This window comes from Amycolatopsis sp. NPDC088138 (assembly GCF_044741685.1).
Taxonomy (GTDB): Bacteria; Actinomycetota; Actinomycetes; order Mycobacteriales; family Pseudonocardiaceae; genus Amycolatopsis.
In genome coordinates, this window is the sequence record NZ_JBIUTB010000005.1 from 981,237 (window position 1) to 1,006,402 (window position 25,166).

At 72.0% G+C, this 25,166-nt stretch carries 27 protein-coding genes; 10 read left to right on the top strand and 17 right to left on the bottom strand.

Annotated features, from left to right (window positions below):
• Positions 1–99 precede the first annotated feature (99 nt).
• Positions 100–498: a hypothetical protein gene (locus ACIOD2_RS31055; protein ID WP_400545753.1), complete on the top strand. Its 399-nt coding sequence runs from the start codon at positions 100–102 to the stop codon at positions 496–498.
• Between the two features lie 9 nt (positions 499–507).
• On the opposite strand, the gene ACIOD2_RS31060 is transcribed toward ACIOD2_RS31055, so the two are convergent.
• The 4 genes from ACIOD2_RS31060 to ACIOD2_RS31075 are packed head-to-tail and all read right to left on the bottom strand — an operon-like array spanning position 508 to position 4,208.
• Positions 508–1,086 carry a TetR/AcrR family transcriptional regulator gene (locus ACIOD2_RS31060; protein ID WP_400545756.1) on the bottom strand — a complete coding sequence of 193 codons (579 nt, stop codon included), beginning with the start codon at positions 1,084–1,086 and terminating at the stop codon, positions 508–510.
• Positions 1,087–1,132: 46 nt separating this feature from the next.
• Entirely contained in the window at positions 1,133–1,861 is a 729-nt protein-coding gene (locus ACIOD2_RS31065; protein WP_400545759.1) for a hypothetical protein, read from the bottom strand.
• A 34-nt stretch (positions 1,862–1,895) separates the two neighbouring features.
• Entirely contained in the window at positions 1,896–2,972 is a 1,077-nt protein-coding gene (locus tag ACIOD2_RS31070; protein ID WP_400545762.1) for an NADH:flavin oxidoreductase, read from the bottom strand.
• 42 nt (positions 2,973–3,014) lie between these two features.
• Entirely contained in the window at positions 3,015–4,208 is a 1,194-nt protein-coding gene (locus ACIOD2_RS31075; RefSeq protein ID WP_400545765.1) for an MFS transporter, read from the bottom strand.
• A 106-nt stretch (positions 4,209–4,314) separates the two neighbouring features.
• Here ACIOD2_RS31075 and ACIOD2_RS31080 point away from each other — a divergent pair, with 106 nt between their 5' ends.
• From ACIOD2_RS31080 to ACIOD2_RS31115, 8 genes are all read left to right on the top strand, one after another.
• Positions 4,315–4,668 (top strand): MerR family transcriptional regulator, encoded by a 354-nt coding sequence (locus ACIOD2_RS31080; RefSeq protein ID WP_400545768.1) that lies wholly within the window; start codon positions 4,315–4,317, stop codon positions 4,666–4,668.
• 214 nt (positions 4,669–4,882) lie between these two features.
• Positions 4,883–5,263 carry a hypothetical protein gene (locus ACIOD2_RS31085; RefSeq protein WP_400545771.1) on the top strand — a complete coding sequence of 127 codons (381 nt, stop codon included), beginning with the start codon at positions 4,883–4,885 and terminating at the stop codon, positions 5,261–5,263.
• Between the two features lie 41 nt (positions 5,264–5,304).
• Positions 5,305–6,537 (top strand): trans-sulfuration enzyme family protein, encoded by a 1,233-nt coding sequence (locus tag ACIOD2_RS31090; RefSeq protein ID WP_400545774.1) that lies wholly within the window; start codon positions 5,305–5,307, stop codon positions 6,535–6,537.
• Between the two features lie 91 nt (positions 6,538–6,628).
• The gene (locus tag ACIOD2_RS31095) at positions 6,629–7,096 is read left to right on the top strand and encodes a DUF1097 domain-containing protein (RefSeq protein WP_400545777.1); all 468 of its coding nucleotides are present in this window, start codon (positions 6,629–6,631) and stop codon (positions 7,094–7,096) included.
• 49 nt (positions 7,097–7,145) lie between these two features.
• Entirely contained in the window at positions 7,146–8,582 is a 1,437-nt protein-coding gene (locus tag ACIOD2_RS31100) for a glutamine synthetase family protein (RefSeq protein WP_400545780.1), read from the top strand.
• 1 nt (position 8,583) lies between these two features.
• A complete protein-coding gene (locus ACIOD2_RS31105; RefSeq protein WP_400545783.1) occupies positions 8,584–9,606 on the top strand; it encodes a carbon-nitrogen hydrolase family protein in 1,023 nt (340 codons plus the stop codon).
• A complete protein-coding gene (locus ACIOD2_RS31110) occupies positions 9,599–10,279 on the top strand; it encodes a type 1 glutamine amidotransferase (protein WP_400545786.1) in 681 nt (226 codons plus the stop codon). Before ACIOD2_RS31105 ends, ACIOD2_RS31110 begins: the two co-directional genes overlap by 8 nt.
• 116 nt (positions 10,280–10,395) lie before the next feature.
• Positions 10,396–11,133, top strand: a complete 738-nt coding sequence (locus ACIOD2_RS31115) for a FadR/GntR family transcriptional regulator (RefSeq protein WP_400545789.1) — start codon at positions 10,396–10,398, stop codon at positions 11,131–11,133.
• 149 nt (positions 11,134–11,282) lie between these two features.
• Here ACIOD2_RS31115 and ACIOD2_RS31120 read toward each other — a convergent pair whose 3' ends face one another.
• The 13 genes from ACIOD2_RS31120 to ACIOD2_RS31180 all read right to left on the bottom strand — a co-directional run bounded on the left by ACIOD2_RS31120 (position 11,283) and on the right by ACIOD2_RS31180 (position 23,370).
• A complete protein-coding gene (locus ACIOD2_RS31120; protein ID WP_400545792.1) occupies positions 11,283–13,514 on the bottom strand; it encodes a molybdopterin-dependent oxidoreductase in 2,232 nt (743 codons plus the stop codon).
• The gene (locus ACIOD2_RS31125; RefSeq protein WP_400545795.1) at positions 13,511–14,575 is read right to left on the bottom strand and encodes an LLM class flavin-dependent oxidoreductase; all 1,065 of its coding nucleotides are present in this window, start codon (positions 14,573–14,575) and stop codon (positions 13,511–13,513) included. The genes ACIOD2_RS31120 and ACIOD2_RS31125 overlap by 4 nt, the downstream gene beginning before the upstream one ends.
• Complete coding sequence (locus ACIOD2_RS31130; RefSeq protein WP_400545798.1) at positions 14,572–14,925, bottom strand: 4Fe-4S dicluster-binding protein; 354 nt, start codon at positions 14,923–14,925, stop codon at positions 14,572–14,574. The genes ACIOD2_RS31125 and ACIOD2_RS31130 overlap by 4 nt, the downstream gene beginning before the upstream one ends.
• Positions 14,922–16,406, bottom strand: a complete 1,485-nt coding sequence (locus tag ACIOD2_RS31135; RefSeq protein ID WP_400545801.1) for an FAD-binding protein — start codon at positions 16,404–16,406, stop codon at positions 14,922–14,924. The genes ACIOD2_RS31130 and ACIOD2_RS31135 overlap by 4 nt, the downstream gene beginning before the upstream one ends.
• Complete coding sequence (locus ACIOD2_RS31140) at positions 16,403–17,122, bottom strand: ABC transporter ATP-binding protein (RefSeq protein WP_400545804.1); 720 nt, start codon at positions 17,120–17,122, stop codon at positions 16,403–16,405. The genes ACIOD2_RS31135 and ACIOD2_RS31140 overlap by 4 nt, the downstream gene beginning before the upstream one ends.
• Positions 17,119–18,087 carry an aliphatic sulfonate ABC transporter substrate-binding protein gene (locus ACIOD2_RS31145; RefSeq protein WP_400545807.1) on the bottom strand — a complete coding sequence of 323 codons (969 nt, stop codon included), beginning with the start codon at positions 18,085–18,087 and terminating at the stop codon, positions 17,119–17,121. Before ACIOD2_RS31145 ends, ACIOD2_RS31140 begins: the two co-directional genes overlap by 4 nt.
• A gap of 9 nt (positions 18,088–18,096) precedes the next feature.
• Positions 18,097–18,927, bottom strand: coding sequence for an ABC transporter permease subunit (locus tag ACIOD2_RS31150; protein WP_400545810.1), 831 nt, complete (start codon positions 18,925–18,927; stop codon positions 18,097–18,099).
• Positions 18,924–19,895: an ABC transporter substrate-binding protein gene (locus ACIOD2_RS31155; protein ID WP_400545813.1), complete on the bottom strand. Its 972-nt coding sequence runs from the start codon at positions 19,893–19,895 to the stop codon at positions 18,924–18,926. The genes ACIOD2_RS31150 and ACIOD2_RS31155 overlap by 4 nt, the downstream gene beginning before the upstream one ends.
• Positions 19,896–20,032: 137 nt before the next feature.
• Complete coding sequence (locus ACIOD2_RS31160) at positions 20,033–20,737, bottom strand: DsbA family protein (RefSeq protein WP_400545815.1); 705 nt, start codon at positions 20,735–20,737, stop codon at positions 20,033–20,035.
• Positions 20,738–20,740: 3 nt separating this feature from the next.
• Entirely contained in the window at positions 20,741–21,169 is a 429-nt protein-coding gene (locus ACIOD2_RS31165; protein WP_400545818.1) for a cupin domain-containing protein, read from the bottom strand.
• A gap of 10 nt (positions 21,170–21,179) precedes the next feature.
• Positions 21,180–21,599 (bottom strand): RrF2 family transcriptional regulator, encoded by a 420-nt coding sequence (locus tag ACIOD2_RS31170; RefSeq protein WP_400545821.1) that lies wholly within the window; start codon positions 21,597–21,599, stop codon positions 21,180–21,182.
• A gap of 8 nt (positions 21,600–21,607) precedes the next feature.
• Positions 21,608–22,264, bottom strand: coding sequence for an alpha/beta hydrolase (locus tag ACIOD2_RS31175; RefSeq protein WP_400545824.1), 657 nt, complete (start codon positions 22,262–22,264; stop codon positions 21,608–21,610).
• Positions 22,261–23,370: an LLM class flavin-dependent oxidoreductase gene (locus ACIOD2_RS31180; protein WP_323329934.1), complete on the bottom strand. Its 1,110-nt coding sequence runs from the start codon at positions 23,368–23,370 to the stop codon at positions 22,261–22,263. The genes ACIOD2_RS31175 and ACIOD2_RS31180 overlap by 4 nt, the downstream gene beginning before the upstream one ends.
• Before the next feature lie 163 nt (positions 23,371–23,533).
• Here ACIOD2_RS31180 and ACIOD2_RS31185 point away from each other — a divergent pair, with 163 nt between their 5' ends.
• Complete coding sequence (locus ACIOD2_RS31185; RefSeq protein ID WP_400545827.1) at positions 23,534–24,676, top strand: acyl-CoA dehydrogenase family protein; 1,143 nt, start codon at positions 23,534–23,536, stop codon at positions 24,674–24,676.
• Positions 24,677–25,166 lie beyond the last annotated feature (490 nt).

The following is a 25,166-nucleotide window of genomic DNA, read 5'->3' on the forward strand; positions in this document are numbered from 1 at the left end:
TGGTGACGCAGGTCCGGGTGATCGCCGAGGCAATCGACGAAATCGACCGCGAGGTCTCGGTCGACTCCGGCATCGTGCGGGCGCGTCAACACGCTGCCGGTGCTCGTCGTGCAAGCGCGTCCCACTCAGGGGGAAGCCCTCTCGTGCGGCGGGCAGAGCGAGCCAGGTGATCATGCCATCGGCCGGTCCCGCGGCGGACCCACCACCAAGATCCACCTCGCCTGCGATGGACACGGGCGGCCGTTGCCGGTCGTGCTGACCGGAGGCAACGTCAACGACTGCACGGTGTCACCCAGGTCATGGCGAGCATCGAGTTCCGCCGGCCGGGCCGGTGGGCGCCCACCGGCCTTCGACCGCACCGCCCACCGACGCCGCAACGTCGTCGAACGCTGTTTCAACCGGTTCAAGCAGTTCCGTGCCATCGCCACCCGGTTCGACAAGACCGCTATCTCCTGTCGAGGCATGATCGATTCGGCCACGCTGCTTATCCGGCTTTGAGGACAGGCGCTAGGACCTGGCCGGCGATTCCGCGGGTGCCAGGAGGCTCGGCATGAGGGCCACGGTCTCGGCGAACGCGTCGTTGTCGCCGAGCACCCGGGCGAGCACGAGGGAGCCTTCGATGCGCAGGAAGACGTCCCGGGCGGCACGCATGGCCTCGTCCGGCCGGCGTCCCGCCCGTTGTGCGGCTTCGGCCATCGCGTCGATCCACGTCTTGGCGAGCAGGCGAGCGTGGTCGCGGATCCGCTCCGGGGTCCCCGCCAGGGTCATGGTGTCCAGGACGCACGACAGCGCGCCGGCACCGTAGAACTGCCCGAGCCGTTTCGCCGTCTCCGCGACGCCCAGCGTGACGTCCGGATCCTCCCGCATCGGCGCCAGTATCCAGAGGAACCGCTTGCCCACCTCGGTGAGCACGGCGTCCGCCATCCCTTCCTTGCCGTCGGGGAAGCGGTGGTACAGGCTCGCCCGCTGCAGGCCGGTGGCCGCCGAAAGGTCGCCGATCGCCGTCCCTTCGACGCCCTTCTCGCGGAACACCTTGACGAGCAGGTCGATCAGATCGGCTTCGTTGATGGAGGGGGGTCGCGCCATCCGGCTAGTTTACCGAACTTTCGGTAAACTAGCCGAGGGTCGTGGATCACTTCTTGAGCCGGCGGCTCCCGGCGTGCCAGTCCTCGGTCTTGCCCGTCTCTTCTGCCGTGACGCCGAAGGACGGGAGCTGCGGACGCTCGCGCAGGCTGCGCTTGAGTTCGGCGAAGCCGGGGAACCGTGCGAGGCCGATGACGTGGTCCCACAGCTCTCCGGCCTGGTCCTCGTCGGGCAGGCGGCTGATCACCGGCCCGAAGAAGGCGACACCCTCGGGCGGTTCGAAGTGGACGATCGGCGTGCCGACGTCCTTGCCCGTCAACGACAACGCCTCGTCCGATTCGGCTTGGATCTCGGCGTCACGGGTCGTGTCGTCGAGAGCGTCGGCGAGCGAGGTCGGCAGGCCGGCCTCGGCGAGCGCGTCGGCGGCGAGCTCGGGAGTGCCCTGCCAGCCGGGGGTCTTGCCCTCGTCGGGCCCGGCTTCGAGGATGCGCGCGCCGAAGGCCGCGTAGAGCGGGCCGATCGCCTCGCGGCCGTGCTTTTCGCGGACCGCCGACGCGACCCGCAGCAGCCGCAGGCCCGCGGTGTGCTGGGCCTCGTACTCCGGCGGGAAGTGCGTGTCGTAGTCGAGGTGCGCGTTGATCAGGCGCAGGGAGATGAACCGCCAGTCGACGGTGTAGTCGCGTTGTGCCTGCACGATCCGGATCCACTTGCTCGTCATCCAGGCGAACGGGCAGATCGGGTCGAAGTAGAAGTTGATGTCGGCCTTGTGCGTGCTCATGTTCCTCGATCCTGGGTAGGTGGGTGATGGTCGCTCAGTAGACGAAGCTCGGCCAGCCGCTCACGTAGTTGATGAAGCGCTCGCTCAGCCCGCCGGTGCGCAGGTACTGCGCCGTCACCGGCAGCTTCGCGCTGTCGTACCGCGGATTCGCCTTGACCTGCCGGGGGAAGTCCCGCTGGAGAATGCCGGCCCGGCCGATCAGCACGAAGTCGCAGCCCTCGTCGAGCAGCTGCCCGGCGCGCTCGGCGCTCATGATCTTGCCCGCCGTCCCCACCCGGACGCTCTTCCGGGGAAGGTCGGTGAAGACGCCGAGCATGCGCTGCCCGCGGAACGCTCCCTCGCGGACGATCTGGGCGGAGTCCCACAGGGCCAGGTCGAGGTAGTCGATCAGCTCGTGGTCGAGGATCTCGGCGGTGATGTCCCGCAGTTCTTCGAGTTTCAGCCCGTAGCGTTCGACCGACAGGCGCCAGCCGATCTGGAAGTCGGGGCCGCACGCCTGGCGGATTCCTTCGATGACTTCGATGGTGAGGCGGGCGCGGTTTTCGGTGCTGCCGCCGTACTTGTCGGTGCGGTTGTTGAGCAGGGGTGACATGAATTCCGACAGGATCCAGCCGAAGGCGCCGTGGACGGCGACGCCGTCGAACCCGGCCTGTTCGGCTCGCTGGGCGGCGGCGATGAAGCTGTCGCGGATTCCCTCCACCTGGTCGGTCGTCAGTGCTTTGACGCCGGGCACCGTGGAATCGGATGCGGGAGAGGGAATTCCGCCCAGTTCCGGGCGGGCGCGGTGGCCGGCGTGGTGCAGCTGCACCGCGGACAGGCCGCCGCCCTTCCGGATCGAGCCGGCCATCTCGGTCAGGCCGGGCAGGTGGGTGTCGGAGTGGATGCCGAGCTGCCGGTCGAAGGCGATGCCGCCGGCCTCGACGGTGGCGGCGCAGGTCTGGATCAGGGCGTAGTCGCTTTGGGCGAGCTGCCTGATCCACTCCTGGTCGAAGGGGGACGCCGAGCCGTCGTGTTCACTTTGCTGGTTGGTGAGCGGCGCCAGCATGAAACGGTTGCGCATGGCCGGGCCGTGGGCGAGGGGGAGCGGTTCGAACAGATCCGAAACTGACATGACGATCTCCTGACGACGATGATTTTCGAGTGAGCGCCGGCGCTACCGGCCGGAGACGGAGTTCCGCGCGGGGAACGCGTGAGTTCGAGCGAGGAGCACGGCGAGCGCGGTCGGGACGAGGAGCACGACGGCCGCGATGATGAGGGACTCGGGGCCGAAGCCGGCGAGCAGTGCGCCGCCGGCCAGTCCGCCGAGGCCGATGCCCAGGTTCCAGGTGGTGACCATCGAGGACTGGGCGGCGTCGGCGTGTTTGCCCGCGGCTCGCATCAGTGCCGACTGCAGCAGGGTGGCCGCTCCGCCGAAGGCGAGTCCCCAGGCCGCGACCGTGACGTAGTCGACGGCCGGGCTGGAGGCCGCAACGGCCAGCACGCCCGCGGCCACGGCGAAGAGCGCGGTGCTGAGGACGACCAGCTTGCGGTGGTGCCGGTCGATGAGCACGCCGGTGAGCCAGATGCTGAGGATCGAGGCGATGCCGAAGTCGAGCAGGATCCACTGCACCTGTTCCTGCAGGCCGGCGGCGGTGAGGATCGGCGCGATGTAGGTGTAGAGGATGGTGTGTGCGAGCACGAACGCGCCGGTTACCGCGAGGACGGTGCGGATGCCGTGCAGCCGCAGGATCCGGCGCAGCGGTACCCGGTCTTCGGCCTTCTGCCCGGGGAAGTTGGGGAGGCTCCACAGGGTCCAGAGGATCAGCAGGCCGGTGAGGGCGGTGACGGCGCCGAAGGTGAGCTGCCACCCGACCGCTTTGCCGAGGTACGCCCCCACGGGGACGCCGAGGGAGAGGGCCACGGGGGTGCCGGCCATGGCGAAGGCCATCGCCCGTCCCTTGAGCCCGGGACCGACCAGCCGGGACGCGTACCCGCCGAGAAGGCTCCAGACGACACCGGAGGAAGCACCCGCGATGAACCGCGCGCCCATCGTGACGGGGAAGCTGAGGGAAACCGCGGTCACCAGGTTGGCGACCACGAACCCGGCCAGCGCCACCAGGAGCAGGTGACGTCTCGGCCACGAGGCGGTGGCCAAGGTGACGGGGATCGCCGTCAGCAGGGTGCCGACCGCGTAAATCGTGACCGTCTGGCCGGCCACGGATTCCGAAACTCCCAGTGCCCGGCTCATCTGCGGCAGCACGCCGGCCGGCAGCGCCTCGGTCAGGGTGGTGATCAGCCCGGCGACGAAGAGCGCGATCAACGGGCGCAGTGGCAGCCGTTGCGCGGACGCGGTTGCCGAAACTTTCATCTGTGAGATGGTCACGAGTGTCCTTTGTGGTCGGAGTCGGTGAGGGACTCGGCTAGACTCCAACCTTGACATCGATGTGAAGGCTAGTGGCTTTGCGGGAGTTGTGATGAGGATCAAGGAGTTGTCCGAGCGGACCGGCGTTTCCGCGCGGCTGCTGCGTTACTACGAGGAGCAAGGTCTCCTGGATCCCCTGCGCCAGGAGAACGGCTACCGCGACTACGACGAGGCCCAGGTCGAGCGGGTCCAGCAGATTCGCAGCCTGCTGGAGGCCGGGCTGACGACCGAAATCATCCGGGCGGTGCTGCCTTGCCTGGCCGAAGCGGCGGAATCCCGTTATCCCGCACCGGATTTCGTCAGCCGGATCCGGCAGGAACGCGGCCGCATGGCCGAACGGCTCGCCCTCCTGGCGAAGAACCTGCAGGCGATGGACGACTACCTGGACGCGCTCGTCAAGGAGTAGGTCGCCCCACTGTCCACTGTGTACGGTCCAAGGTGGATCACGGCAGTCGGTGGTCCGGTCATGGGTCCTCCTCGGGGTGGATGGTGGCACACGTATTACCGAACGTACGGTAAAAAACCCGCCCAGGCAGCGTGACGAGCGCCACTCTTGAATATTACCGAACGTACGGTAAAAATGAGATCGTTCACCCCAACGATCCCGAGGAGCACGTTCCATGAGCAGCAAGACCGCAGTCGTGGTGCTGTCCGACCCGTCGACCGGCACCGACGAAGCACTGGGCCGGGTGTTCGACGCCCTCGCCACGGCGTGGGAGTTCGCGCAGGCCGGTGAGGCCCTGGTGCTGTTCCAGGGGACCGGCACCCGCTGGCCGGCCGTCCTGGCGGACTCGGCCCACCCCGCGCACGAGCTCTACACCGCGGTGAAGAAGCAGGTCGCCACCGTGGCCTCCTCCGGCTGCACGACCGTCTTCGGCGCGACCGAGGGCATCGAGGCCGAGGAGATCAAGCAGGTCGGCCAGAACCTGGCGCCCGGCACCCCCGGTGTCGCGAGCATCCGGGAGCTGGTGGAGTCCGGTTACCAGGTCCTGACCTTCTGATGCCCGGCCGGCGGCCGCCCGTACCCCCGCGGGCGGCCGCCGTGCTTTCCGTTCCCCGCATCGACAATCCGAAGTGGACGGTGACGATGAACCCCGGCCTGCATCCGACGACCCGTGCCGCGCGAGCGGGCACCCACACCCCTCCCGGCGCGGCCCTGCCGCTGGCCCCGGCCCTGCACCAGAGCACCGTGCACACCTACCCGGACCTCGCGTCCCTGCACCGGGTCCTCGACGGTGAGGAAAGCGGGCAGGTCTACTACCGGTTCGGGCACTACAACGGCCAGGTGCTGGAAGAGGCCGTCGCGGACCTCGAAGGCGCGGCCGACGCGGTCTCCGCCGCGTCCGGCATGGCCGCGCTCACCGGGACGGTGCTCGCCCTCGTCGAGACCGGCGGCCACGTCGTCGCCGACCGCAACGCCTACGGCGGCACCCGCAGCCTGCTCGAGGTCGACCTCCCGCGGCTCGGCATCGAGACGACCCTCGTCGACGCCGCCGACCTCGGCGAAGTCGAGCGCGCCCTCACACCGCGAACCCGGCTCCTGCTCGTCGAGGCCCTGACGAACCCGACGATGCGGGTCCCCGACCTGCCCGCGCTCGCGGCCCTCGCCTCGACGGCCGGTGCCACCTTCGCCGTCGACTCGACGTTCGCCACCCCGGCCCTGATCCGGCCGCTCGAGCACGGCGCCGACCTGGTGTGGCACAGCATTCCCAAGTACCTCGGCGGCCACTCCGCCGCGATGGGCGGCATCGTCGCCGGCGACGCCGAACTCGTCGGGCGGATCCGGCAGTCCGTGGTCCACCTCGGCGCCACGCTGGGCCCGTTCGACGCCTGGATGGCCCTGCTGGGCCTCAAAACCCTCCCGCTGCGGATGCGGGCGCACACCCGGGGCGCGACGGCCGTCGCGGAGTTCCTCGCCACGCACCCGGCGGTCACGCGGGTGCACCACCCGGCGGCCCCCGGCCACCCGCACGCCGCCACCGCGGCCCGGCTCTACCCGGACGGAACGGGCGGCATGCTCTCCTTCGAGCTCGGCGGCGGCCGCCCCGCCGTCGACGAGCTCATCCGCCGCCTCGGGCCGTCGATCCCGCTGTCGCCCAGCCTGGCCGACGTCGCGACGACCCTCGTCCACCCCGCCACGACCACGCACCGGTCCCTGGCTGCGGACGACCTGGACGTCCTCGGGATCACCGGCGGGCTGATCCGCCTCTCGGTCGGCATCGAGGAGCCCGCCGACCTCGTCGCCGAGCTGGGTGCCGCCCTCGACGACGCTTGACAACGGCGATCGCGCCTGGTCAGACTGACGTGGTCCAGTGGTCAGACCACCTGATGACCTGCTTCCTTCACAGCGACGTGAGGAGAATTTCGTGCGCGCTCTCACCGCCACCGGGATCACCGTGGGGCTCCTGGCCGGGTTGTGGACCTGGGTCAGCGAGCTGACCGGCTTGCCGACGTGGGTGGCCGTCGTGTCGTGGGCCGCGTTCTTCGCGGCCGGCGGCAAGACGGCCGGCCTGGTCAAGACGGCCGCCGCCGGCCTGTCCGGCATCGTCTGGGGCTGGCTGGCCGTCCTCGGCGCCGGCCTGCTCGGCGGCTGGGGCGGGGCCCTGCCCGTCGCGGTCGCCGTGATCGCCTTCGCCATGTGCGTGCAGGCGGGGTGGCCGCCGCTGGCGTTCATCCCGGCGGCGTTCCTGGGGGCCGCGTCGCTGTTCGGCAACGACCTGGACGTCGCGTCCACCGCCATCGCGTTCGTGGTGGGGGTGGCACTCGGGATCGTGTCCGAGTGGGCGGCGGGGGAGCTCGTCCGGCGGAGTTCGCATGCGCCGGCCCAGGCCTGATTCCACTGTGCGCCGAGTGGTCTGACCACCTGACCTGAAGGAGATGCTGATGGGTACACCGTTCATCCGCCGCCACGGGCTGTGGAGCGCCGAACAGCAGGAGCAAGCGGACCGCGTCGCGGCCCAGGTCGAGGAGCTCGGCCTGCGCCAGGTCAGGATCAGCTGGGGCGACCAGCACGGCATCCTCCGCGGCAAGACCCTGGAGGCCGGGCACTTCCTGTCCGTGCTGCGCACCGGCAAGGACTTCCAGACCGCGACCCTGATCTTCGACACCACGAACAACCCCGCGGTCCCGCCGTTCGCGGCCGACGGGTTCGGCGACCCCCGGCTCACCGGGCTGCCGGACGGCGTCCTCGTGCCGGATCCGGCGACCTTCCGCGTCCTGCCGTGGCTCGACAAGACCGGCTGGGTGCTCAGCAACCTGCACTACCGCTCCGGAGAGGTCGTCCCGTTCGACACACGCGGGGTGCTGCAGACCCAGCTGGACCGGCTCGCCGGCGACGGGTGGAGCTTCGTCGCGGGCATCGAGCTGGAGTTCTACCTCACCAAGCTCGACGACCCGCGCCTGGCGTTCGAGTCGTGCGGCTACCCGCCGGACCCGCCGACGGTCAGCGCCGTCTCCCACGGTTTCCAGTACCTGACCGAAAACCGCGGTGACGAGATCGCCGGGATCCTCGACGTCCTGCGGGACAACGTCGTCGAGCTGGGCCTGCCGCTGGCCACCGTCGAGGACGAGTGGGGACCGGGGCAGACCGAGTTCACCTTCGAGCCGATGCCCGGCCTGCAGGCCGCCGACGCGGCGATCCTGTTGCGCAGCGCGGTGAAGCAGCTGAGCCGGCGCCACGGGTACCACGCCACGTTCATGTCCCGCCCGGCCTTCCCCAACGCCTTCTCCAGCGGCTGGCACCTGCACCAGTCGCTGAGCAGCCCCGAGGTGGAGAACGGGTTCGCCGGCTCCTCGGCCGACGAGCTGCTCTCCGACACCGGCCGGCACTGGATGGCGGGCCTGCTGGAGCACGCCAAGGCGTGTTCCGTGCTCAGCACCCCGACGGTCAACGGGTACAAGCGCTACCGCCCCGACTCGTTCGCGCCCGACCGCATCGCGTGGGCGGAGGAGAACCGCGGTGCCCTCGTGCGCGTCGCCGGCGCCCGCGGGGACGCCAACACCCACCTCGAGAACCGGGCCGGCGAGCCCGCCGCGAACCCGTACCTCTACCTCGCCTCGCAGATCGTCAGCGGGCGCGACGGCCTGCGCAACAAGCTCGACCCGGGCCCGTCGGCCGACGAGCCGTACCGGGCCGAGGCCGAGCCGCTGCCGTCGAGCCTGCAGGAGGCCGTCGAGCTGTTCGCCGCCAGCAGCGTGCTGCGCGCCGAGCTCGGCGATCCCTTCGTCGAATACCTCTCGACCCTCAAACGGCACGAGGTCTCCCGGTTCAACGCCGCGGTGACCGATTGGGAGCAGCGTGAGTACTTCGAGGTCTACTGACGTGACCGGCGACGCGGGTCTGCGTGTCCTGGCCTCGTCCCGGCTCCCGGATCCCGACCCGCGCTCGACGATCACGGTGGCCGCCGCGCAGCTCGGCGGCCGGTGGCTCGACGTCGGCGCGCGCATGAAGCGGCTCGCCGAGGCGGCGCACCTGGCCGCCGCCGAGGGCGCCCGGGTCCTCGCGTTCCCGGAGACGTACCTGTCGGGCTACCCGTTCTGGCTCACCCGCACCCACGGCGCCAGCTTCGACGACGCGGCGCAGAAGGCTTGTTACGCCTACTACCTCGACTCCGCCGTCGAGGTCGGCGGCCCCGAGCAGCGTGAGCTCGAGGGCCTCGCGGCCGACCTGGGCCTGACGTTGCTCGTCGGCGTCTCCGAGCGGGGGAGCGGCCCGGCGAGCGGGTCGGTGTACTGCACGCTGCTCACCATCAGCCCGGACGGCGGCCTCGTCGGGCACCACCGCAAGCTGGTGCCCACCTACGACGAGCGCCTGGTGTGGGCGCAGGGTGACGGGGCCGGCCTGCGCACGCACGTGGTCGGCCCGGCCAGGGTCGGCGGCCTGAACTGCTGGGAGAACTGGATGCCCCAGGCCCGGCACGCGCTCTACGCGGCCGGGGAGCAGGTCCACTTCGGCACCTGGCCGGGCGCGAGCAAGGTCAGCCGCGACGTCACCCGCTTCACCGCGATGGAAGGAAGGGTCTTCGCCGTCGCGGCGGCCGGGATCCTCACCGTCGACGACGTCCCGGGCGACTTCCCGCTGGCCGAGCAGGTGCGGGACAACTCGGCGCGGATGCCGTTCGACGGCGGCTCGGGCATCGCGGCGCCCGACGGGTCCTGGGTGATCGAGCCGGTCCGCGGCGAAGAGGGGTTGATCGTGGCGGATCTCGACCTGCGGGTCGTCGGCCGCGAGCGGCTGACGTTCGACCCGACGGGCCACTACAGCCGGCCGGACGTCTTCTCCGTGACGGTCGACCGCACCCGCCGCGAGGCCAGCGCTTTTGTCGAAGGGAGCCCTCGTGACTGACGAGGAGACGGTGCTCGTCCTGCAGCACCAGGACGATGCGGGCCCTGGCAATCTCGGGGCCTGGCTGACTGGCAACGGTCTGCCGTGGGAGCTCGTCGACGTGCCGTCCGGGATCCTGCCCCCGCTGCGCCGGCACCGGGCCGTGGTGGTGCTGGGCAGCCGGGAAGCCGCCTACGACGAGAGCCTCCCGTGGCTCGCGGCGGAGCGGGAGTTCGTCCGCGCGTCGATCGCGCTGGGCACACCGGTGCTCGGGATCTGCTTCGGCGCGCAGGTGCTGGCCCAGCTGTTCGGCGGTGCCGTGCACCGGGCGGCGACGATCGAACGCGGGTGGACCGCGGTCGCGCCACGGGCCGACCTGCAGTACTCCGGGCTCGTCGGCGGGACCTGGTTCGAATGGCATGGTGACGAGATCACCGCGCCGCCGACGGCGACGGTCCTGGCCGCCGGTCTCTGTGTCCAGGCGTTCCGCCACGGGCCGCACCTCGGGGTGCAGTTCCACCCCGAGGTCACCGAGGAGCAGCTCACCCGGTGGATGGACAGCGACCGCCGCCTGAAGCTGCTCGCGGAAGCCGGCGGCGAGCGCGCCACGCTGCTCGCGGACACGGCGAAGCACCTGCCCGACGCCACGGAGGCCGCCGGCCGCCTGTACGCGCGGTTCTTCGGCACCGGGTGACCAGCCGCCCGGTGGCGCCGCGCCGCGGCGTCACCGGGACCCCACGGCGGCGCGTATGATCAGACCACCGGATCACCTGGCGACCCGAGAGGTCGTACCGCCGTCGGGGGAGTGTCATGAGTGAGGAGCGGCGCGGTGTGGCGCCGATGCGTCCCGTGGACCGCAGGCCGTTGTACGAGCAGGTCAGCGACCGGCTGCGCGAGTTCATCGACGTCAACCGGTTGCAGCCCGGCGACCGGCTGATGACCGAACGGGATCTCGCGAAGGCGCTTTCCGTGGGCCGGTCCTCGATCCGGGAGGCGATCACCGCGCTGCGGGCCCGCGGCGAGGTCGACGTCCGCCACGGCGACGGCATCTACCTGCTTCGCCGTCCCGAGGACCTCATCCCGTCGCTGGCCGCCGAGCTCGTCGAAACCCACCTCGACCACCCCGCGATCTGGGAGACCCGCCAGGCGCTGGAAACGCAGTGCGCGCGCCTCGCGGCTCAGCGCGCCACGGCCGAGGACCTCGCGGAGCTCGGCGCCGCGCTCGAGGACATGGACCGCGAGGTCGCGGCCGGCGAGCCCGGCCTGGCCGGCGACCGGCGCTTCCACCGCGGCGTCGCGACGGCCTCGCACAACCCGATCCTGATCGGCCTGCTGGACAGCATGAGCCAGGCGCTGGACCGCACGTCCGCGACGTCGCTGACGCGCACGGGCCAGCCGAGCGTGTCGCTCGACGACCACCGCCGGATCGCCGACGCCATCCGGGCGGGCCAGGCCACCGCCGCCGCCGACACGATGCTCGCGCACCTGGTCAGCACGACCGACTCGCTGGTCGTGGAAGGCCAGGTCAAGGAGCTGCACCGCCGCTGACCGGTGCGTCGGACGCCAGGTTCTCGGCCGCGAAGAGCAGTCCTTCGACGGGGCAGGCGAGCGTTTCCGGATGCATCGAGCCATCGGCGGTGCAGCTCTGCTGGACCGTGCGCCGGTGCCGGAGATGGCCTGCCCGCGAGCCGCCGAGGTCATCGGGGTGTGAGCGGGGGCGGCCGCAGCGCGGTGACCTCGGGGAGCGGCCCCTCGAAACGCTCCACGTCCACGGCCGCGTGCTGGCCCGCGCATCCCTGGGACAGCCGGGACGACGGCACGTCCGCGGTCAGCACGTTCGGGTTGCCGTGGGCGCACAACGCGCCCGCCGGGTGGTCGTCGACCGGGTCGAACCAGGCCCCGGTCGGGAGCTGGGCGACGCCGGGACGCACGGCGTCGTCGAGGACCGCGCCCGCCAGGCAGGCACCTCGCGTGTTGAACACCCGGACCACGTCGCCGGGACCGATGCCCCGGGCCGCGGCGTCGGCCGGGTTGAGGCGGATCGCCTCACGGCCCGCCACCTTGCCCGCGCGGCTGACGTCGCCGCCGTCGAGCTGGCTGTGCAGCCGGGTGCGCGGCTGGTTCGCGATCAACCACAACGGCCCGGTTTCGCTGGGTGGCAACCAGACCGGGTGGCCGGGGCAGTCGTCGTACGCGAACCCGGCGACGACCGCCGAGGTGATCTCGATCTGCCCGCTCGGCGTTTTCAGCGGGTGGACGTCCGGGTCGGCGCGGAAGTCCGCCAGCAGCGTGTGGTGCGCCGGTCCCGGCGGGAGCCGCAGCTCGCCCGCCGCCCAGAACTCCTCGAACGACGGAACGTCCGGGCCTCGCCAGTCCTCGTAGAGGTGCTCCAGCCACTGGCGAGCGGTCCGTCCCTCGGTGAACTGCGCGGAGACGCCGAGCCGCTCGGCCAGACCCGCGAAGATCGTGTAGTCGTCGCGGGCCTCACCGCGCGGCTCGGCGATCCGGTGCATCGCGATCAGGTGGGTGTCGCGGCGCCCGGAGCCGAGATCTTCGCGTTCGAGCGTCGTCGTGACCGGCAGGACGATGTCGGCGTGCCGGGCCGTCGCGGTCCAGAACGGCTCGTGCACCACCACCGTGTCCGGCCGGGTGAACGCGCGGCGCAGCCGGTTGAGGTCCTGGTGGTGGTGGAACGGGTTGCCACCCGCCCAGTGGACGAGCCGGATGTCCGGGTACCGCCGGACTTCGCCGTCGTAGTCGTAGGACTCGCCGGGGTGCAGCAGCAGGTCCGCGATCCGGGCGACCGGGATGAACTCGCGGACCGGGTTGAGGCCCTGGGGCAGGTGCGGCGTCCGGACCTCCGGGCCGGTGTCGCCGACGTCGCCCATCGAGCCGTAACCGTGCCCGAACCCGCCGCCCGGCAGGCCGATCTGCCCGAGCATCGCGGCCAAGGCGATACCCGCCCACACCGGCTGCTCGCCGTGTTCGGTGCGCTGCAACGACCACGTCACCGTGACCAGCGTCCGGTGGGTGGCCATCTCCCGGGCCAGCGTGACGATGTCGGCGGCCGGGATGCCGGTGATCCCGCCGGCCCACCGCGCGTCCTTGCCCGTCTCCAGCAGGTACCGCTCGAACTCGGCGTACCCGGCGCAGTACCGGGCCAGGAAAGCGCGATCGTGCAGGCCTTCGACGACGAGCGTGTGGGCCAGACCCAGCATCAGCGCCGTGTCGGTGGCCGGCTTGACCGGGTACCACCGGGCGTCCACTGTGGACGGCAGGTCGTCACGCAGCGGGCTCACGAGCGCGACCCGGGCGCGCAGCCGGGCGAGGTGCCCGGGTGTGCCGTGCTCGGTGACCCCGCCGGGCGTGACGAACACGTTCTTCTCCGGCACGCCGCCGAAGGCCACGATCAGCTCGGTGTGCTCGGCGATCGTCGGCCAGGTCGACGCCTGCCGCAGCACCGCGTGCGCGTCGCCGACGACGTGCGGCAGCAGCACCGACGACGTCCCGTTGCTGTAGCTGTTGCGGGAGCCGGTGTAACCGCCGATGGTGTTGAGGAACCGGTGCAGCTGGCTCTGCGCGTGGTGGAACCGCCCGGCGCTGGCCCAGCCGTAGGAGCCGCCGAAGATCGCCTGGTTGCCGTGCTCCTCCCGGACCCGGGCGAGTTCGGCGGCGAGCCGGTCGAGGACCTCGTCCCACGGCAGTTCGACGAACTCGTCCCGGCCGCGCCGCTCGTCGGGCCCGGGACCGTCCTCGAGCCAGCCGCGGCGCACCGCGGGCCGGGCGACCCGGCTCGGGTGGTCCAGCGCCGCGGCCAGGTTCCCGAGCAGCGGTGACGGCGCCGGGTCGGCCGGGTGCGGGACGACCCGCAGCCGGCCGCCGGTGACATCGGCGGAGAACGCACCCCAGTGCGACGTGCTCGGCCTCATACCCCGACGGTAACCGCGCCGGCGCGCTCGCGGACCAGCCGGACGAGCGTGCCGTAGTCCCGCGCGTCGGCCAGCGGTGAGAACCCGCGGATCAGCAGGGTGCCGACGCCGAGCCGGAGGTAGTCCAGCAGCGAGTCCGCGACCTGCTCGTAGCTGCCGACCAGCGCGGTCGAGTTCCCGGCCGCGCCGGTCGTCTTGGCCACCGCCGTCCACAGCCGCTCGTCGTGGACCTCGCCGGTCGCCGCGGCTTCGAGCAGCCGCTGCGAGCCGACGGCGGCGGTGGAGTCGCGGACGCCCTTGAACTCGCTCACCCGGTCCTGGGTGAGCCGCAGGATGTCGCGGGCCCGCTCCCAGGCCTCGGCTTCGGTCGCCGCCGGGATCGGGCGGAGGCTGACGCTGAACGCCGGGGTGCGCCCGTGCGGCGCGGCCGCGGCCCGGACCTCCTCGATGCGCTGGGCGATCCCGGCGAGGGGTTCGCCCCAGAAGGCGTAGACGTCGGCGTGCTTCGCACCGACCCGGATGGCGTCGGCCGACGCGCCGCCGAAGTAGACCGGGATCCCGCCGGCCGGGCGGACGTCCGAGCGTGCGCCGCGGACCTGGTAGAACTCGCCGTCGTGGTCGAACGGCTCGGCCGCGTCCCACGTCTTCCGCACGACGGACAGGAAGTCGTCCGTGCGCCGGTAGCGGGTGGCCTTGTCGGTGAGGTCGCCGTCGCGGGCCTGGTCGGCGTCGTCCCCGCCGGTGATCACGTGCAGCGCGATCCGGCCGGGGTGGAACGCGTCGAGCGTGGCGAACTTGCGCGCCGCCTGGGTGGGCGCGACGAACCCGGGCCGGTGGGCGAGCAGCACGCCGAGCCGCTCGGTGGCGGCCAGCACCTGGTCGGCGAGCACGAAGCCGTCCGGGCTGCTCGCCGACTGGGCGATCAGCACCCGGTCGAACCCGGCTTCTTCGTGGGCGCGGGCGACCTCGCGCAGGTAGCCGGGCTGGATGATCGGCCCCTCCGGCGCGACGATCTCGCTGGCCTGACGGGCGGCGGCATAACCGATGAATTCGACGCTCACGGTGTCTCCTGTCCTAGTGCGCGGGCGATGGCGAAGATGTCGCCCATCCGCCAGCTCTCGTTCGGGTGGGTGCGGCGCGCCCGGCCCCAGCCGGAGTCGCGCCGGTACTGGGCGGGCCAGTCCGTGCCCCGGACGGCGTCTTCGTCGGCCGCGACCGGGGTGCGGCAGTCGGGGTCGACGAACAGCGCGTCGACCGGGCAGTACAGCTCGCACAGGAAGCACGTCTGGCAGTCGGCCTGGCGGGCGATGACGGGCGGGGCGCCGGGGACGGCGTCGAAGACGTCGGTCGGGCAGACCCGCACGCACTTGTCACACTCGATGCAGCGGTCGGCGAGCACGAGTTCGATCACGCGACGGCCTCCTTCCAGGCGGGGTCGTCGGTGCGCCAGTGCATGCCCCGGGTCTCGTGGCGGCGCAGGGCCGCCGCCTTGACCCAGCGGCCCATGGCCACCAGCGACGCGGTTTCGCGGGCCGTGACGGCGTCGCGGCCGGTCCCGGTCAGGCCGCCGTCGACGACCGTCCACAGGGAATCCAATGTAGACAAAGAGGCTCGGAGACCGGGCTCGTCGCGGAACATGTTCTTGTCGTAGGCGTTCAGCTCGTCGCGCACGACGTCGACCACAGCGGCCGTGTCCACAGTGGACGGACGGCCGCTCGGGCGGATCCCCGCGCGACCTGCCGTGTGCAGCGGCGCCGAACCCGCCGAACGGGCGTGCCGGACCGCGGCGCGCCCGGCCCAGGTGCCCGAGGACACCGCCCACGCGGAGTTCGGCGAGCCGCCGCCGGAGATCGCGCCGACCACCGGCACCCGGCTGGCGACGTCACCCGCGGCGAACAGCCCGGGGACGTCGGTGGTGCAGTCCGGGCCGGTGACGACCAGGCCGCCGACGCCGCGGATCGTGCCCTCACCGAGCAGCGTGACCTCGAACCGCTCGGTGAACGGGTTGATGCCGCGCCGGGTGAACGGCAGCAGGAAGTTGGGCTGCACCAGATGGATCCGCTCCCGCACCCAGGCCGGCGTCCGGTCGAGGGTGGTGAACACGGGCCCGCGCAGCAGCGCGGCACCGAGGTCCCGGTTGCGGTTCCGGCCCAGCTCGATCTCGGCGCCGTCGGCGTCGGTGTAGGTCCCGAAGAGGTAAGACATCGACCGCGCCATCGTCGAGTACGCCGGGGCGAGCGTGTAGTAGTTCGAGAACTCCATGCCCGACAGCCGCGCGCCGGCCTCGACGGCCATCAGGTGCCCGTCGCCGGTGTTGCCGCGTGAGCCGAGCAGGTTCGAGCGGAACGCCGTCCCGCCGGTCGCCAGCACCACCGCGCCCGCCCGGACGCGCCAGCTGCCCCCGGCCTGACGGCGTACCCCGGCCGCGCCGCCGGCCGAGCCGTCCGGCCGCAGCAGCAGTTCCAGCGCCGGGTGGTGGTCGAGGATCCGGACGCCCGCCCGGTGGATCAGCCCGCGCATCGCGCGCAGGTACTCCGGGCCGCGGACGTTGTTGGTCCGGTCGGGCTGCCCGTCGCGGACCGGGAACGGGTAGTACTTGTCCAAAGTGGGCAGCCGCTCCCACGTGGTGCGCAGCACCCGCAGCGCCTGCTCGGGATCCGCGAGCCCGCCGGCGTGCGCGTGCCGTTCCGCGACCGCCTCTTCGTGCCGCTCCGGCGGCACGAACCAGTGCGTCACCCCGGCCGTGGCGGTGACGCCGCTGGTGCCGCAGTAACCCTTGTCGGCCAGGACGACGGTCCCGCCGGCCTGGGCCGCGGCCAAGGCGGTCCAGGTCGCGGCGAGACCCCCGCCGACGACGAGCACGTCGGCGGCGAGTTCGAGGTCAGCGGTCATCGCGACTCCGCCAGTTCGGCGTCGGCCGCGACCCCGAGCTCGGCGAGCAGCCGGTAGCGCAGCTCTTCGAACTCGGGGTTGCGGCGGGTGCGTTCGCCGTCGAGGGTGACGCGGTGTTCGGCCGCGAGCCGGCCTTCGCGCAGCGCGACGACCCGGTCGGCGAGCAGGATCGCCTCGTCGACGTCGTGGGTGACCAGCAGGACGGCCGGGCGGTGGACGTCCACCAGCCGCCGGACGAGGGCGTGCATCTTGATCCGGGTGAGCGCGTCGAGCGCGGCGAACGGCTCGTCGAGCAGCAGCAGGCGCGGCTCGCGGACCAGCGCCCGCGCGAGCGCGACGCGCTGGGCCTCGCCGCCGGAGAGCGTTGCGGGCCAGGCGTCGGCGTGCCCGGTCAGGCCGACCTCGGCCAGGGCCCGGGTCGCGGCGTCACGTGCCCCGGCGCGGGGGAGGCCGACCGCGACGTTCTGCCAGACCGGCCGCCACGGCAGCAGCCGGTGCTCCTGGAACACCACCATCCGCTCGGGCGGCGCGGTCAGGTCGCCGCCGTCGGGCTCGTCGAGCCCGGCCAGCAGCCGCAGCAACGTCGTTTTGCCGCAACCGCTTTCGCCGATCAGCGCGACGAACTCGCCGGGCGCGATGTCGAGGTCGAGTCCGTTGAGGACGGATCGATCACCGAAACCCTTGGTCAGCGCGCGGACGCGCACGGCGGTCGTCACAGCTTCACCGCGTGGTCGGCGACGGTGATCGGTCCGCTCAGGATCTTGCGTTGGCTCAGCCAGTCGGCACCGCGCTGCAGCTGCGCGATCCCGTCGTCGTTGATGAGCGACAGCTTCGTCTGGACGTTCTTCGCGGCCATCTTGTCCAGCACCGCCTGCGGGTAGTGCGAGACGGCGTTGCCGATGTCGAGGGATTCCTTGTAGTGCTGGTTCTGCCAGTCCTGGTCGGCCTGGAACGCCGTGATCACCTTGCGGATCGTGTCGGCGTTCTGCTCGGCGTACTCGCGGCGGACGAGGTAGCTGGTGAAGTCGATCTGGAAGTCCAGCTCGTCGCCGTCGACGAAGATCGGCTTGGCGCCGTACTGCACCTCGGCGATCTCGCGGAAGCCCTGCCAGATGGCCCAGGCGTCGATCTTCCCGGCGCCGAACGCGGCCGACGCCTCGGGCGGGTTGAGGTAGGTGACCTTCACGGACTCGCGCGGCACCTGGTACTTCTCCAGGGCCGCAACAAGAAGGAACTCGCCGAGCCCGGCTTTGTTGACGGCGACGGTCTTGCCCGCCAGATCGGTGACCTTCTGGATCCCGCTGTTCGCCCCGGCGACGATCGCCGTGGTGCGCGGGGTGGACGCGGCCCAGGCGACGTAGACGAGGTCGGCGCCGGAGAGGATCGCCTGGTCGGCCGGGGTGGTGCTGCCGCCGAAGCTGAAGTCCGCGGTGCCGCCGACGACGGCCTGCAGGGTCGGCGCGTGGTTGGGGAACGGCCCGACCCACTCGACCGTGATGCCCTGGTCCTTGAGCGTCTTCTCCAGCACACCCCGGGCCTTGGGCAGCGAGATCGTGCTGTAGGTCAGCCGGACCTTGCCCTGGGTGGCGCCGCCGGCCGAGCCGGTGGCGCAGGCGGCGAGCGGTGCGGCCACGGCGGCCAGTCCGGCAGCGGTCAGGAACGTGCGTCGCGAGAGTGTCATCGGGGTTCCTCAGGCGGTCAGGCGGGCGTAGGTGGGGTGCCAGCGCAGCAGGCGGCGTTCGAGCAGCCGGGTCACGAGGTCGCAGAGGATCCCGATCACGGCGTAGATGATCACGACGAGCACGATCACGTCGGTCTGCAGGAACTCCCGGGCGTTGGTGGCCATGAACCCGAGCCCGGCGTCGGCGCCGAGGGTTTCCGCGATGACCAGCGCGAGCCAGGCCGCGGTGAGCGACAGCCGCAGCCCGCCCAGGATCGAGGGCAGCGCACCCGGCAGGACCACCCACCGGATCTGCGCCGTGCGGCCGAGACCGACGACGTCGGTCATCTCCAGGAGCTTCGGGTCGATCTGGCGGATGCCGAGCACCGTCGTCAGGTACAACGGCACGGCGGAGCCCAGCGAGATCAGGAAGATCTTCCCGGCCTCGCCGATCCCGAACCAGACGATGACCAGCGGCAGGATGGCCAGGAACGGGACCGCGCGCACCATCTGGATGCTGCGGTCGAGCAGCGCTTCGGCCACTTTGGACAGTCCGACGAGCAGCCCGAGCGCGACGCCGAGGCTTGCCCCGATGGCGAACCCGGTGGCCGAGCGCTGCAGGCTGGCCAGCAGGTTCGCCGTCAGCTCGCCGTCGGCGAGCAGGTCACCGGCCTTGGCCAGGACGCTGCTCGGCGCCGGGAGCACCTGCTTGGGCAGCACTCCCAGGCGCGCCAGCAGTTCCCAGAGCGCGAGCACGGCGACCGGCGTCAGCCACGACACCGCGCGGTACGGGAATCCGCGGCCGTGTGCCCGCGCACTCGCGGGAAGCGACGCCGACGGGACGACCACGGCGCGCGTCACCGCGGATCGATTCCCGAGTCGATGTACTTGCTCAAGTCCTTGCCACCGGGGAACAACCCTTGCTGGACCCAGGTGTCGTAGGTCTTCTGCAGCTGGCCGGCGAGCGCGGCGTCGACCGGGATGCGCTGGTAGGTCGTCTCGTCCGGCCGGACCTGGGTGGCGACCTCGATCGGCTGGTGCGCGAAGCCCGCGTACCACTTGTCGAACGCGTCGGGGTTGTCCTTCGACCAGGCGTAACCCTTGTCGACGCGGCTGGCGAAGTCCTGGATCGCCGTCCGCTTGCGCGGGTCGGCGAGCGCGGTGTCGGTGGCGGACAGGACGTTCAGCCCGCTGTTGATGCCCGCGCCGTCGCTGAGGACCCGCGCGCCGAGTTCGCCGCGGGCGCGGGCGGCGTAGACGCTCCAGGTGGCCCAGGCGTCGATGCTGCCGGTCGCGAAGGCGGAGTTCGCCTCGGTCGGGGCGAGGAAGTTCAGCTTGACGTCCTTGTCGCTCAGCCCGGCCTGCTTCAGCGCGCCGATCACCAGGTAGTGTGCGACGCTGCCGCGGGTGGTCGGGGAGACCCGCTTTCCCTTGAGGTCGGCCAGCGTGCGGATCGGGCTGTCCTTGGGCACCAGGATGTAGGTGCCCTTGCCGCCGTTGCTCCAGGCCGCGGCCACCTTGATCTTCGAACCGCCGGCGATCGCGGTGACGGTGGGGGAGTCGTTGGCACCGCCGATGTCGATCGCGTCGGCGCGCAGGGCCTCGTGCAGGTTGACGGCCGCGGCGAACTGCGACCACTCGATCTTGTACGGCAGGTTGTCGAGCAGGCCGGCGGCCTTCAGCCGGGACTGCGTGGCGCCGGTCTGGTCGCCGACGCGCAGCACCACCTCACCCGAGGCGTCCGAAGTGGACGATCCGCACGCGGTGAGCGTGGTCAGGCCGAGCAGGGCGGCCAGCAGTAGCAGCGCGAGCCGGGGTTTCGAAGGCATGCGGGAACTCCCCAAAACGGTGTCGCCGGAGGAAAAGCCGGTGGCGCGGACCAAATGGTCACCGGCATGTGTCTATTCTGCCGGGAGACCCGGGAGAGTCAACGCTCCCGGGCGGGTTCCCACGAGCCGGGAAGGCTCTACAGTGGACAGTCCTCGAGCGGGACGCCGGTGGCCGCGCGCACGGCGTCGGCGTACTCCCGCAGCGGACGCCAGCCGGGCACGACGAACCGGCCGCCGGGGCCGGTGAAGGTCAGCGTCGGCAGGGCGTAGCGGACGTGGTGCTCGAGGTGCTTCGCGCGGCCGCTGTGCGGTCCGGGCGCGGTGATGTCGAGGACTTCCGGGCACGGGTTCCGGGTTTCGCGCCAGTCCTCGCGCACGGCCTGGCGGACTTCGTCACCCAGCATGGCCGTGTGCAACGCCGCGAGGTCGAGACCGGGGACACCGTCGACGGCGGCGAGCACCCGCTCGGTGTCGTCGGCCGGGGTGCCGAGGACGAACGTCGTCTCGCGCAGCCGGGTCAGGACGAGGTCGGCGACGGTTTCCCCTTGGGCCTCAGCGGCTTTCGCAGCCAGCGATGCCGGCCAGCTCGTCCGCGCCACCCACTCGAGACGGGCCGGCTTCGGGGCGCCGGTGTGCTCGGTGACGCCGTCGATGAACTTCGCGTACCAGGCGGCCTCGGCGGCCGGATCCGGCGCCGGGTCCTCGTCGTCGTCGAAGAGGATGCCGAACACCCGGCGCCACCGGGCGCCGGGGAGGTTTCCGCGCAGCCGGCGGAACTTCGGCTCCGAGCCCCACGCCCACGGGCAGGCGGGGTCGGTGTACTCGACGACTTCGAGCGCCACGGGTCAATCCGTGGGGACGTCGACCGGGGACCAGAGACTCGGCAGGTTGACCACGATGCCTTCCTGACTGCTGCGCGCGATGATCACGACCGCCTCTTCGCCGGTCGGGTTCTCCTCGCGGTGCGGCACGTACGGCGGCACGAAGATGTAGTCCCCGGGGCCGGTCTCCAGGCGGATTTCCTCGTCACCGTCGGCGAAGACGAACACGGGGTGGCCGGACTTGACGTAGATGGCGGTTTCGGCCTCGCCGTGGTGGTGGTCGCCGGAGTTGGTCTCCGGCGCGACGTGCGTCTCGCCCATCCAGACCTTCTGGGACCCGACGGTCTTGCCGGAGATCGCTTCCAGGCGTTTCATCCCGGTGGTCTGGTTGGTGTCGCCGGTGAGGTCCGCGCCCCGGATGTGGCGCAGGGGCTGGTGCCAGAGGTCGGTCATGGCTGTCCTTTCAGGTCGCGACTTCGGCGGCCGCGTCGGTGAGCAGGTCGGCGATGGTCGTCGCGCGCAGGATGGCGGCCAGTCCGGACTCGAGCCCGGACCAGAACGGCGTGAGCCCGGCGGCCGTGCCGTGGTAGGCCAGGGCCGGGCGGGGCTCGCCGCGGACGCTCAGGAACTCGCCGTCGACCGCGACGACGGCGTCCCGCACGGTGATCTCCGCCGCGTCCCTGGCCAGCCAGTAGCCGCCCTCGCAGCCGCGCTGGCTGCGGACCAGCCCGGCCTGGCGCAGGTCGCGCAGCACGGCCTTGATGAACCGCGCCGGGATGTCCTGGGTGGACGCGACGGCTTCGCAGGTGATCGGCCGCGTGGTGTCCGCGGCGAGCTCCAGCAGGACCCTGATCGCGTAGTCCGCCCTGGCCGAGATGCGCATGCCCGCCATCATCCCCGGACCAGCGCCGGTGTGCCCGTTCCGGCCCGCAGCCATTCCAGGAACTGGACGATCTCGGCCGCGACGCTGCGGTGGTCGACGTCGTTGAGCACGTCGTGCCGGCCGCCGCCGACGAGCACGAACCGGCTCTTCGGCAGCTTCGCCGCATACGCGCGGGCGGCGTTCGGGTCGGCCACCTTGTCGGCTTCACCGTGCAGGACCAGGACCGGGACCTCGGGCTCCGCGAGCGGGCTCGCGACGGGCGTGTGCAGCTCACCGCGGGCGAACCCGTCGTCGGCGTCGAGCAGGGCGCGGTGGACCGGGCAGGCGGTCCGCGCGTCCAGTTCGTCGTCCCAGCTGCCGGAACCGCCGAGCGGGAGCCCGCTGGCGATCACGGCGTCGACCGGCAGGCTCGCGGCGAGGTCCAGGGCCCGGACGGCGCCGGTGTCGTGGCCGAGCAGCACCACGGGACCCGGGCCCGCGGTGACCTTCACGGGCAGGTCGGCCGGCGGGACCGTGACGCGGTAGCCGTCGAACGCGAGCCGGGCGCCCAGCCGGGGGTAGATCCCGGCGTGCTCGCCGCGGCCCGGCAGCAGCACCACCGTGCCGCGGACCGTCGTCCCGGCGGGTGGGGCCCAGCTCGCGGGGCTCGGTGGGGCGAGTGTCATACGGCGGCCGCCGCGGCCGGCTTCCGCCCGCGGCGGGCGAGCTCCGAACGGACCAGCGGCAGCAGGTGCCTGCCGTAGTCGATCGCGTCGTCGAGGGGGTCGTAGCCGCGGATGAGCAGCGTGGTGACGCCGATGTCGACGTAGTCCAGCAGGGCCTGCGCCACCGTCTCGGGGGTGCCCACGAGTGCGGTCGAGTTGCCCGCGGCACCGGTCGCGGTGGCCGTGGGTGTCCACAGTGCACGGTCGTGCCGGTCGGCCTTCGCGGCCGCGGCCAGCAGCCGGACGCTGCCGACGTTGGTCGGCTGGCCGCCGTCGCGCCACTCGCGGGCCGCCTTCGCCGCGCCGGACGCGGTGATGGTGTCGAGGATCCGCTGCGCGCGTTCCCAGGCGAGGTCCTCGGTGGGGCCGAGGATCGGGCGGAACGACACGCTGATCCCGGGGAGCGTGAGCCGTCCGGCGGCCTTGGCCGCGGCCCGGACGGCGGCGATCTGCTCGGCCGTTTCGGCCAGTGGTTCGCCCCAGAGCGCGAAGACGTCGGCGTGCTTGCCGCCGACCCGGTAGGCGGCTTCCGACGAACCGCCGAAGTAGACCGGGATCCGCGGGTTCTGCAGCGGCCGGACCTGCGGGGTGTAGTCGTCGAGCCGGTAGTGCTTGCCGTGGTGGGAAAACGCGTCGCCCGACGTCCAGGAGCGCTTGAGGATCTCCAGGTACTCGTCGGTGCGCTCGTAGCGCTCGTCCTTGCCGAGGTAGTCGCCGTCGCGGGCCTGCTCGACGTCGCTGCCGCCGGTGATGGTGTGCACGGCGACGCGGCCGCCGCTGAAGTGGTCGAGGGTGGCGAACGCGCGCGCCGCCAGTGTCGGGGCGACGAACCCCGGGCGGTGCGCGATGAGCAGGCCGAGGCGCTCGGTGTGGGCGGCCGCGTAGGCCGCCACCTGCTGGCCCTCCGGCCAGCCCGCGCCGTACCCGATCAGCACGCGGTCGAAGCCGCCGTCCTCGTGGGCGCGGGCGAACCGCCGGACGTAACCGGGGTCGATCACCGGGCCTCTGGCCGGCCGGGTCTCGCTCGCGTCCCGGGTGCCGATCATGCCGACGAACTCGACGGGCATCTGCTTTCCTTTCGCCGCAAGACAAACGCAGGCGTCAGGGAACGGCACGAGCACCCGCGCTGTCAATTGAGCATGTCGAGGTGTCCATTTGCTGGACGCCTCTGGCTCCCGGCGCTCAGGACGGCTTATCGTCTCGCCGCAGCCGACCCCTCCGGAGGAACCCGTGACCACGAGCGTCGCCACCGTGCCCGCGCCCGACCTGGCCGCGTTGCCGTCGATCGTCGCCGGGCTGGCCGCGCGCGCCGGCGAGCACGACCGCGAGGCGAGCTTCCCGCACGAGGGCGTCGAATCGGTGCACCGGGCGGGATTGCTGACGACGACCGTGCACCCGCGGTACGGCGGCCCGGGCGCGGGCGTGCTCGACACGGCCCGCCTGCTCGCCGAACTCGGCCGCGGCGACCCGTCGGTCGCGCTGGTCACGGCGATGACGCTGTTCGTCCACGCCGGCCAGGCGACCGCGCCGTCGTGGCCCGACGACGTCTACCGCGAGGTGCTGGCGGAGTCGGCGGAGCGGCCGGTGCTGATCAACGCGCTGCGCGTGGAGCCCGAACTGGGCTCACCGACCCGCGGCGGCCTGCCCGCGACGATCGCCCGCCGGACGTCGGACGGCTGGCGCCTGACTGGCCGCAAGATCTACTCGACCGGTTCGGTGGGCCTGCGCTGGATGGTCGTCTGGGCCCGCACCGACGAGCCCGAGCCGCGGGTCGGCGGGTTCCTGGTCCGCGCGGACGCCCCGGGCATCACGATCGAGCCGACGTGGGACCACCTCGGCCTGCGGGCGAGCGCGAGCCACGACGTGATCTTCACCGACGTGCCGGTGCCTTCCGGGGCCACCGCCGGACTGTCCACACCGGACACCCAGCGGCCGCCGGTGCTCACGTTCCCCTTGGCCTTGCCGGCGCTTTACCTCGGTGTGGCCAGGAATGCCCTCGACTGGCTCGCCGGGTTCCTGCGCGAGCGCGTCCCGAGCGGGCTGGGCAAGCCCCTGTCGACGCTGCCGCGGTTCCAGACCGGCGCGGGGGAGATCGCCGCCCGGATCACCGGCGCCCAGGAGATCCTCTTCGGCCTCGCCGCCCGGGTGGACGACGGTGACGCGACCGCGATCGCCCACGCGGGGGTCGCCAAGGTGCTGGCCACCCGGTTGCTCATCGAGGCGGTCGAGCAGGCGGTGGCGCTGGCCGGCAACCCAGGCCTGACACACGGCAACCCGCTGCAGCGCCACTACCGCGACGTGCTGTGCAGCCGGGTCCACACCCCACAGGACGACGCGGTGCTGACGGGGTTGGGTCGCTCGATCCTGGGGTGAGTGGCTCTACTTGGTTCGGTGGCACTGCTGTGGCGTGCTGTGCGGCCGGGTGAACGCGCCGGAGGAGGGCGCGGTGCTGGCCGGGTTGGGTCGTTCGGTCCTGGGGTGAGTGGCCTTTATGTGGTTCGGCGGCACTGCTGTGGCGTGTTGTGTGGCCGGGTGGACGAGCCGGAGGGGGCGCGGTGCTGGCCGGGTTGGGTCGTTCGGTCCTGGGGTGAGTGGCCTTACGTGGTTCGGCGGCACTGCGGTGGCGTGTTGTGCGGCGGTGAACGCGCCGGAGGAGGGCGCAGTGCTGGCCGGGTTGGGTCGTTCGGCCGTGGGTGAGTGGCGCCTAGGTGGTGGAGCGGCCAGGTTCGGCAGCGCTGTCGTGGCGTGTTGTGCGGCCGGGTGAACACGCCGCAGGAGGGTGCGGTGCTGGCCGGGCTGGGGCGTTCGGCCTGGGGTGAGCGGCCTCTGCGTGGTCGAGGTCGGGCCGGTTTCGGCGGCAGTG

Bases quoted from the DNA above. Each gene is read 5' to 3' on its own strand.
- ACIOD2_RS31155 (WP_400545813.1), bottom strand. From the start codon at position 19,895: ATGCCTTCGAAACCCCGGCTCGCGCTGCTACTGCTGGCCGCCCTGCTC.
- ACIOD2_RS31080 (WP_400545768.1), top strand. From the start codon at position 4,315: ATGAGGATCAAGGAGTTGTCCGAGCGGACCGGCGTTTCCGCGCGGCTG.
- ACIOD2_RS31075 (WP_400545765.1), bottom strand. From the start codon at position 4,208: ATGAAAGTTTCGGCAACCGCGTCCGCGCAACGGCTGCCACTGCGCCCG.
- ACIOD2_RS31060 (WP_400545756.1), bottom strand. From the start codon at position 1,086: ATGGCGCGACCCCCCTCCATCAACGAAGCCGATCTGATCGACCTGCTC.
- ACIOD2_RS31180 (WP_323329934.1), bottom strand. From the start codon at position 23,370: ATGCCCGTCGAGTTCGTCGGCATGATCGGCACCCGGGACGCGAGCGAG.
- ACIOD2_RS31065 (WP_400545759.1), bottom strand. From the start codon at position 1,861: ATGAGCACGCACAAGGCCGACATCAACTTCTACTTCGACCCGATCTGC.
- ACIOD2_RS31115 (WP_400545789.1), top strand. From the start codon at position 10,396: ATGAGTGAGGAGCGGCGCGGTGTGGCGCCGATGCGTCCCGTGGACCGC.
- ACIOD2_RS31100 (WP_400545780.1), top strand. From the start codon at position 7,146: ATGGGTACACCGTTCATCCGCCGCCACGGGCTGTGGAGCGCCGAACAG.
- ACIOD2_RS31170 (WP_400545821.1), bottom strand. From the start codon at position 21,599: ATGCGCATCTCGGCCAGGGCGGACTACGCGATCAGGGTCCTGCTGGAG.
- ACIOD2_RS31145 (WP_400545807.1), bottom strand. From the start codon at position 18,087: ATGACACTCTCGCGACGCACGTTCCTGACCGCTGCCGGACTGGCCGCC.
- ACIOD2_RS31135 (WP_400545801.1), bottom strand. From the start codon at position 16,406: ATGACCGCTGACCTCGAACTCGCCGCCGACGTGCTCGTCGTCGGCGGG.
- ACIOD2_RS31120 (WP_400545792.1), bottom strand. From the start codon at position 13,514: ATGAGGCCGAGCACGTCGCACTGGGGTGCGTTCTCCGCCGATGTCACC.
- ACIOD2_RS31070 (WP_400545762.1), bottom strand. From the start codon at position 2,972: ATGTCAGTTTCGGATCTGTTCGAACCGCTCCCCCTCGCCCACGGCCCG.
- ACIOD2_RS31175 (WP_400545824.1), bottom strand. From the start codon at position 22,264: ATGACACTCGCCCCACCGAGCCCCGCGAGCTGGGCCCCACCCGCCGGG.
- ACIOD2_RS31165 (WP_400545818.1), bottom strand. From the start codon at position 21,169: ATGACCGACCTCTGGCACCAGCCCCTGCGCCACATCCGGGGCGCGGAC.
- ACIOD2_RS31085 (WP_400545771.1), top strand. From the start codon at position 4,883: ATGAGCAGCAAGACCGCAGTCGTGGTGCTGTCCGACCCGTCGACCGGC.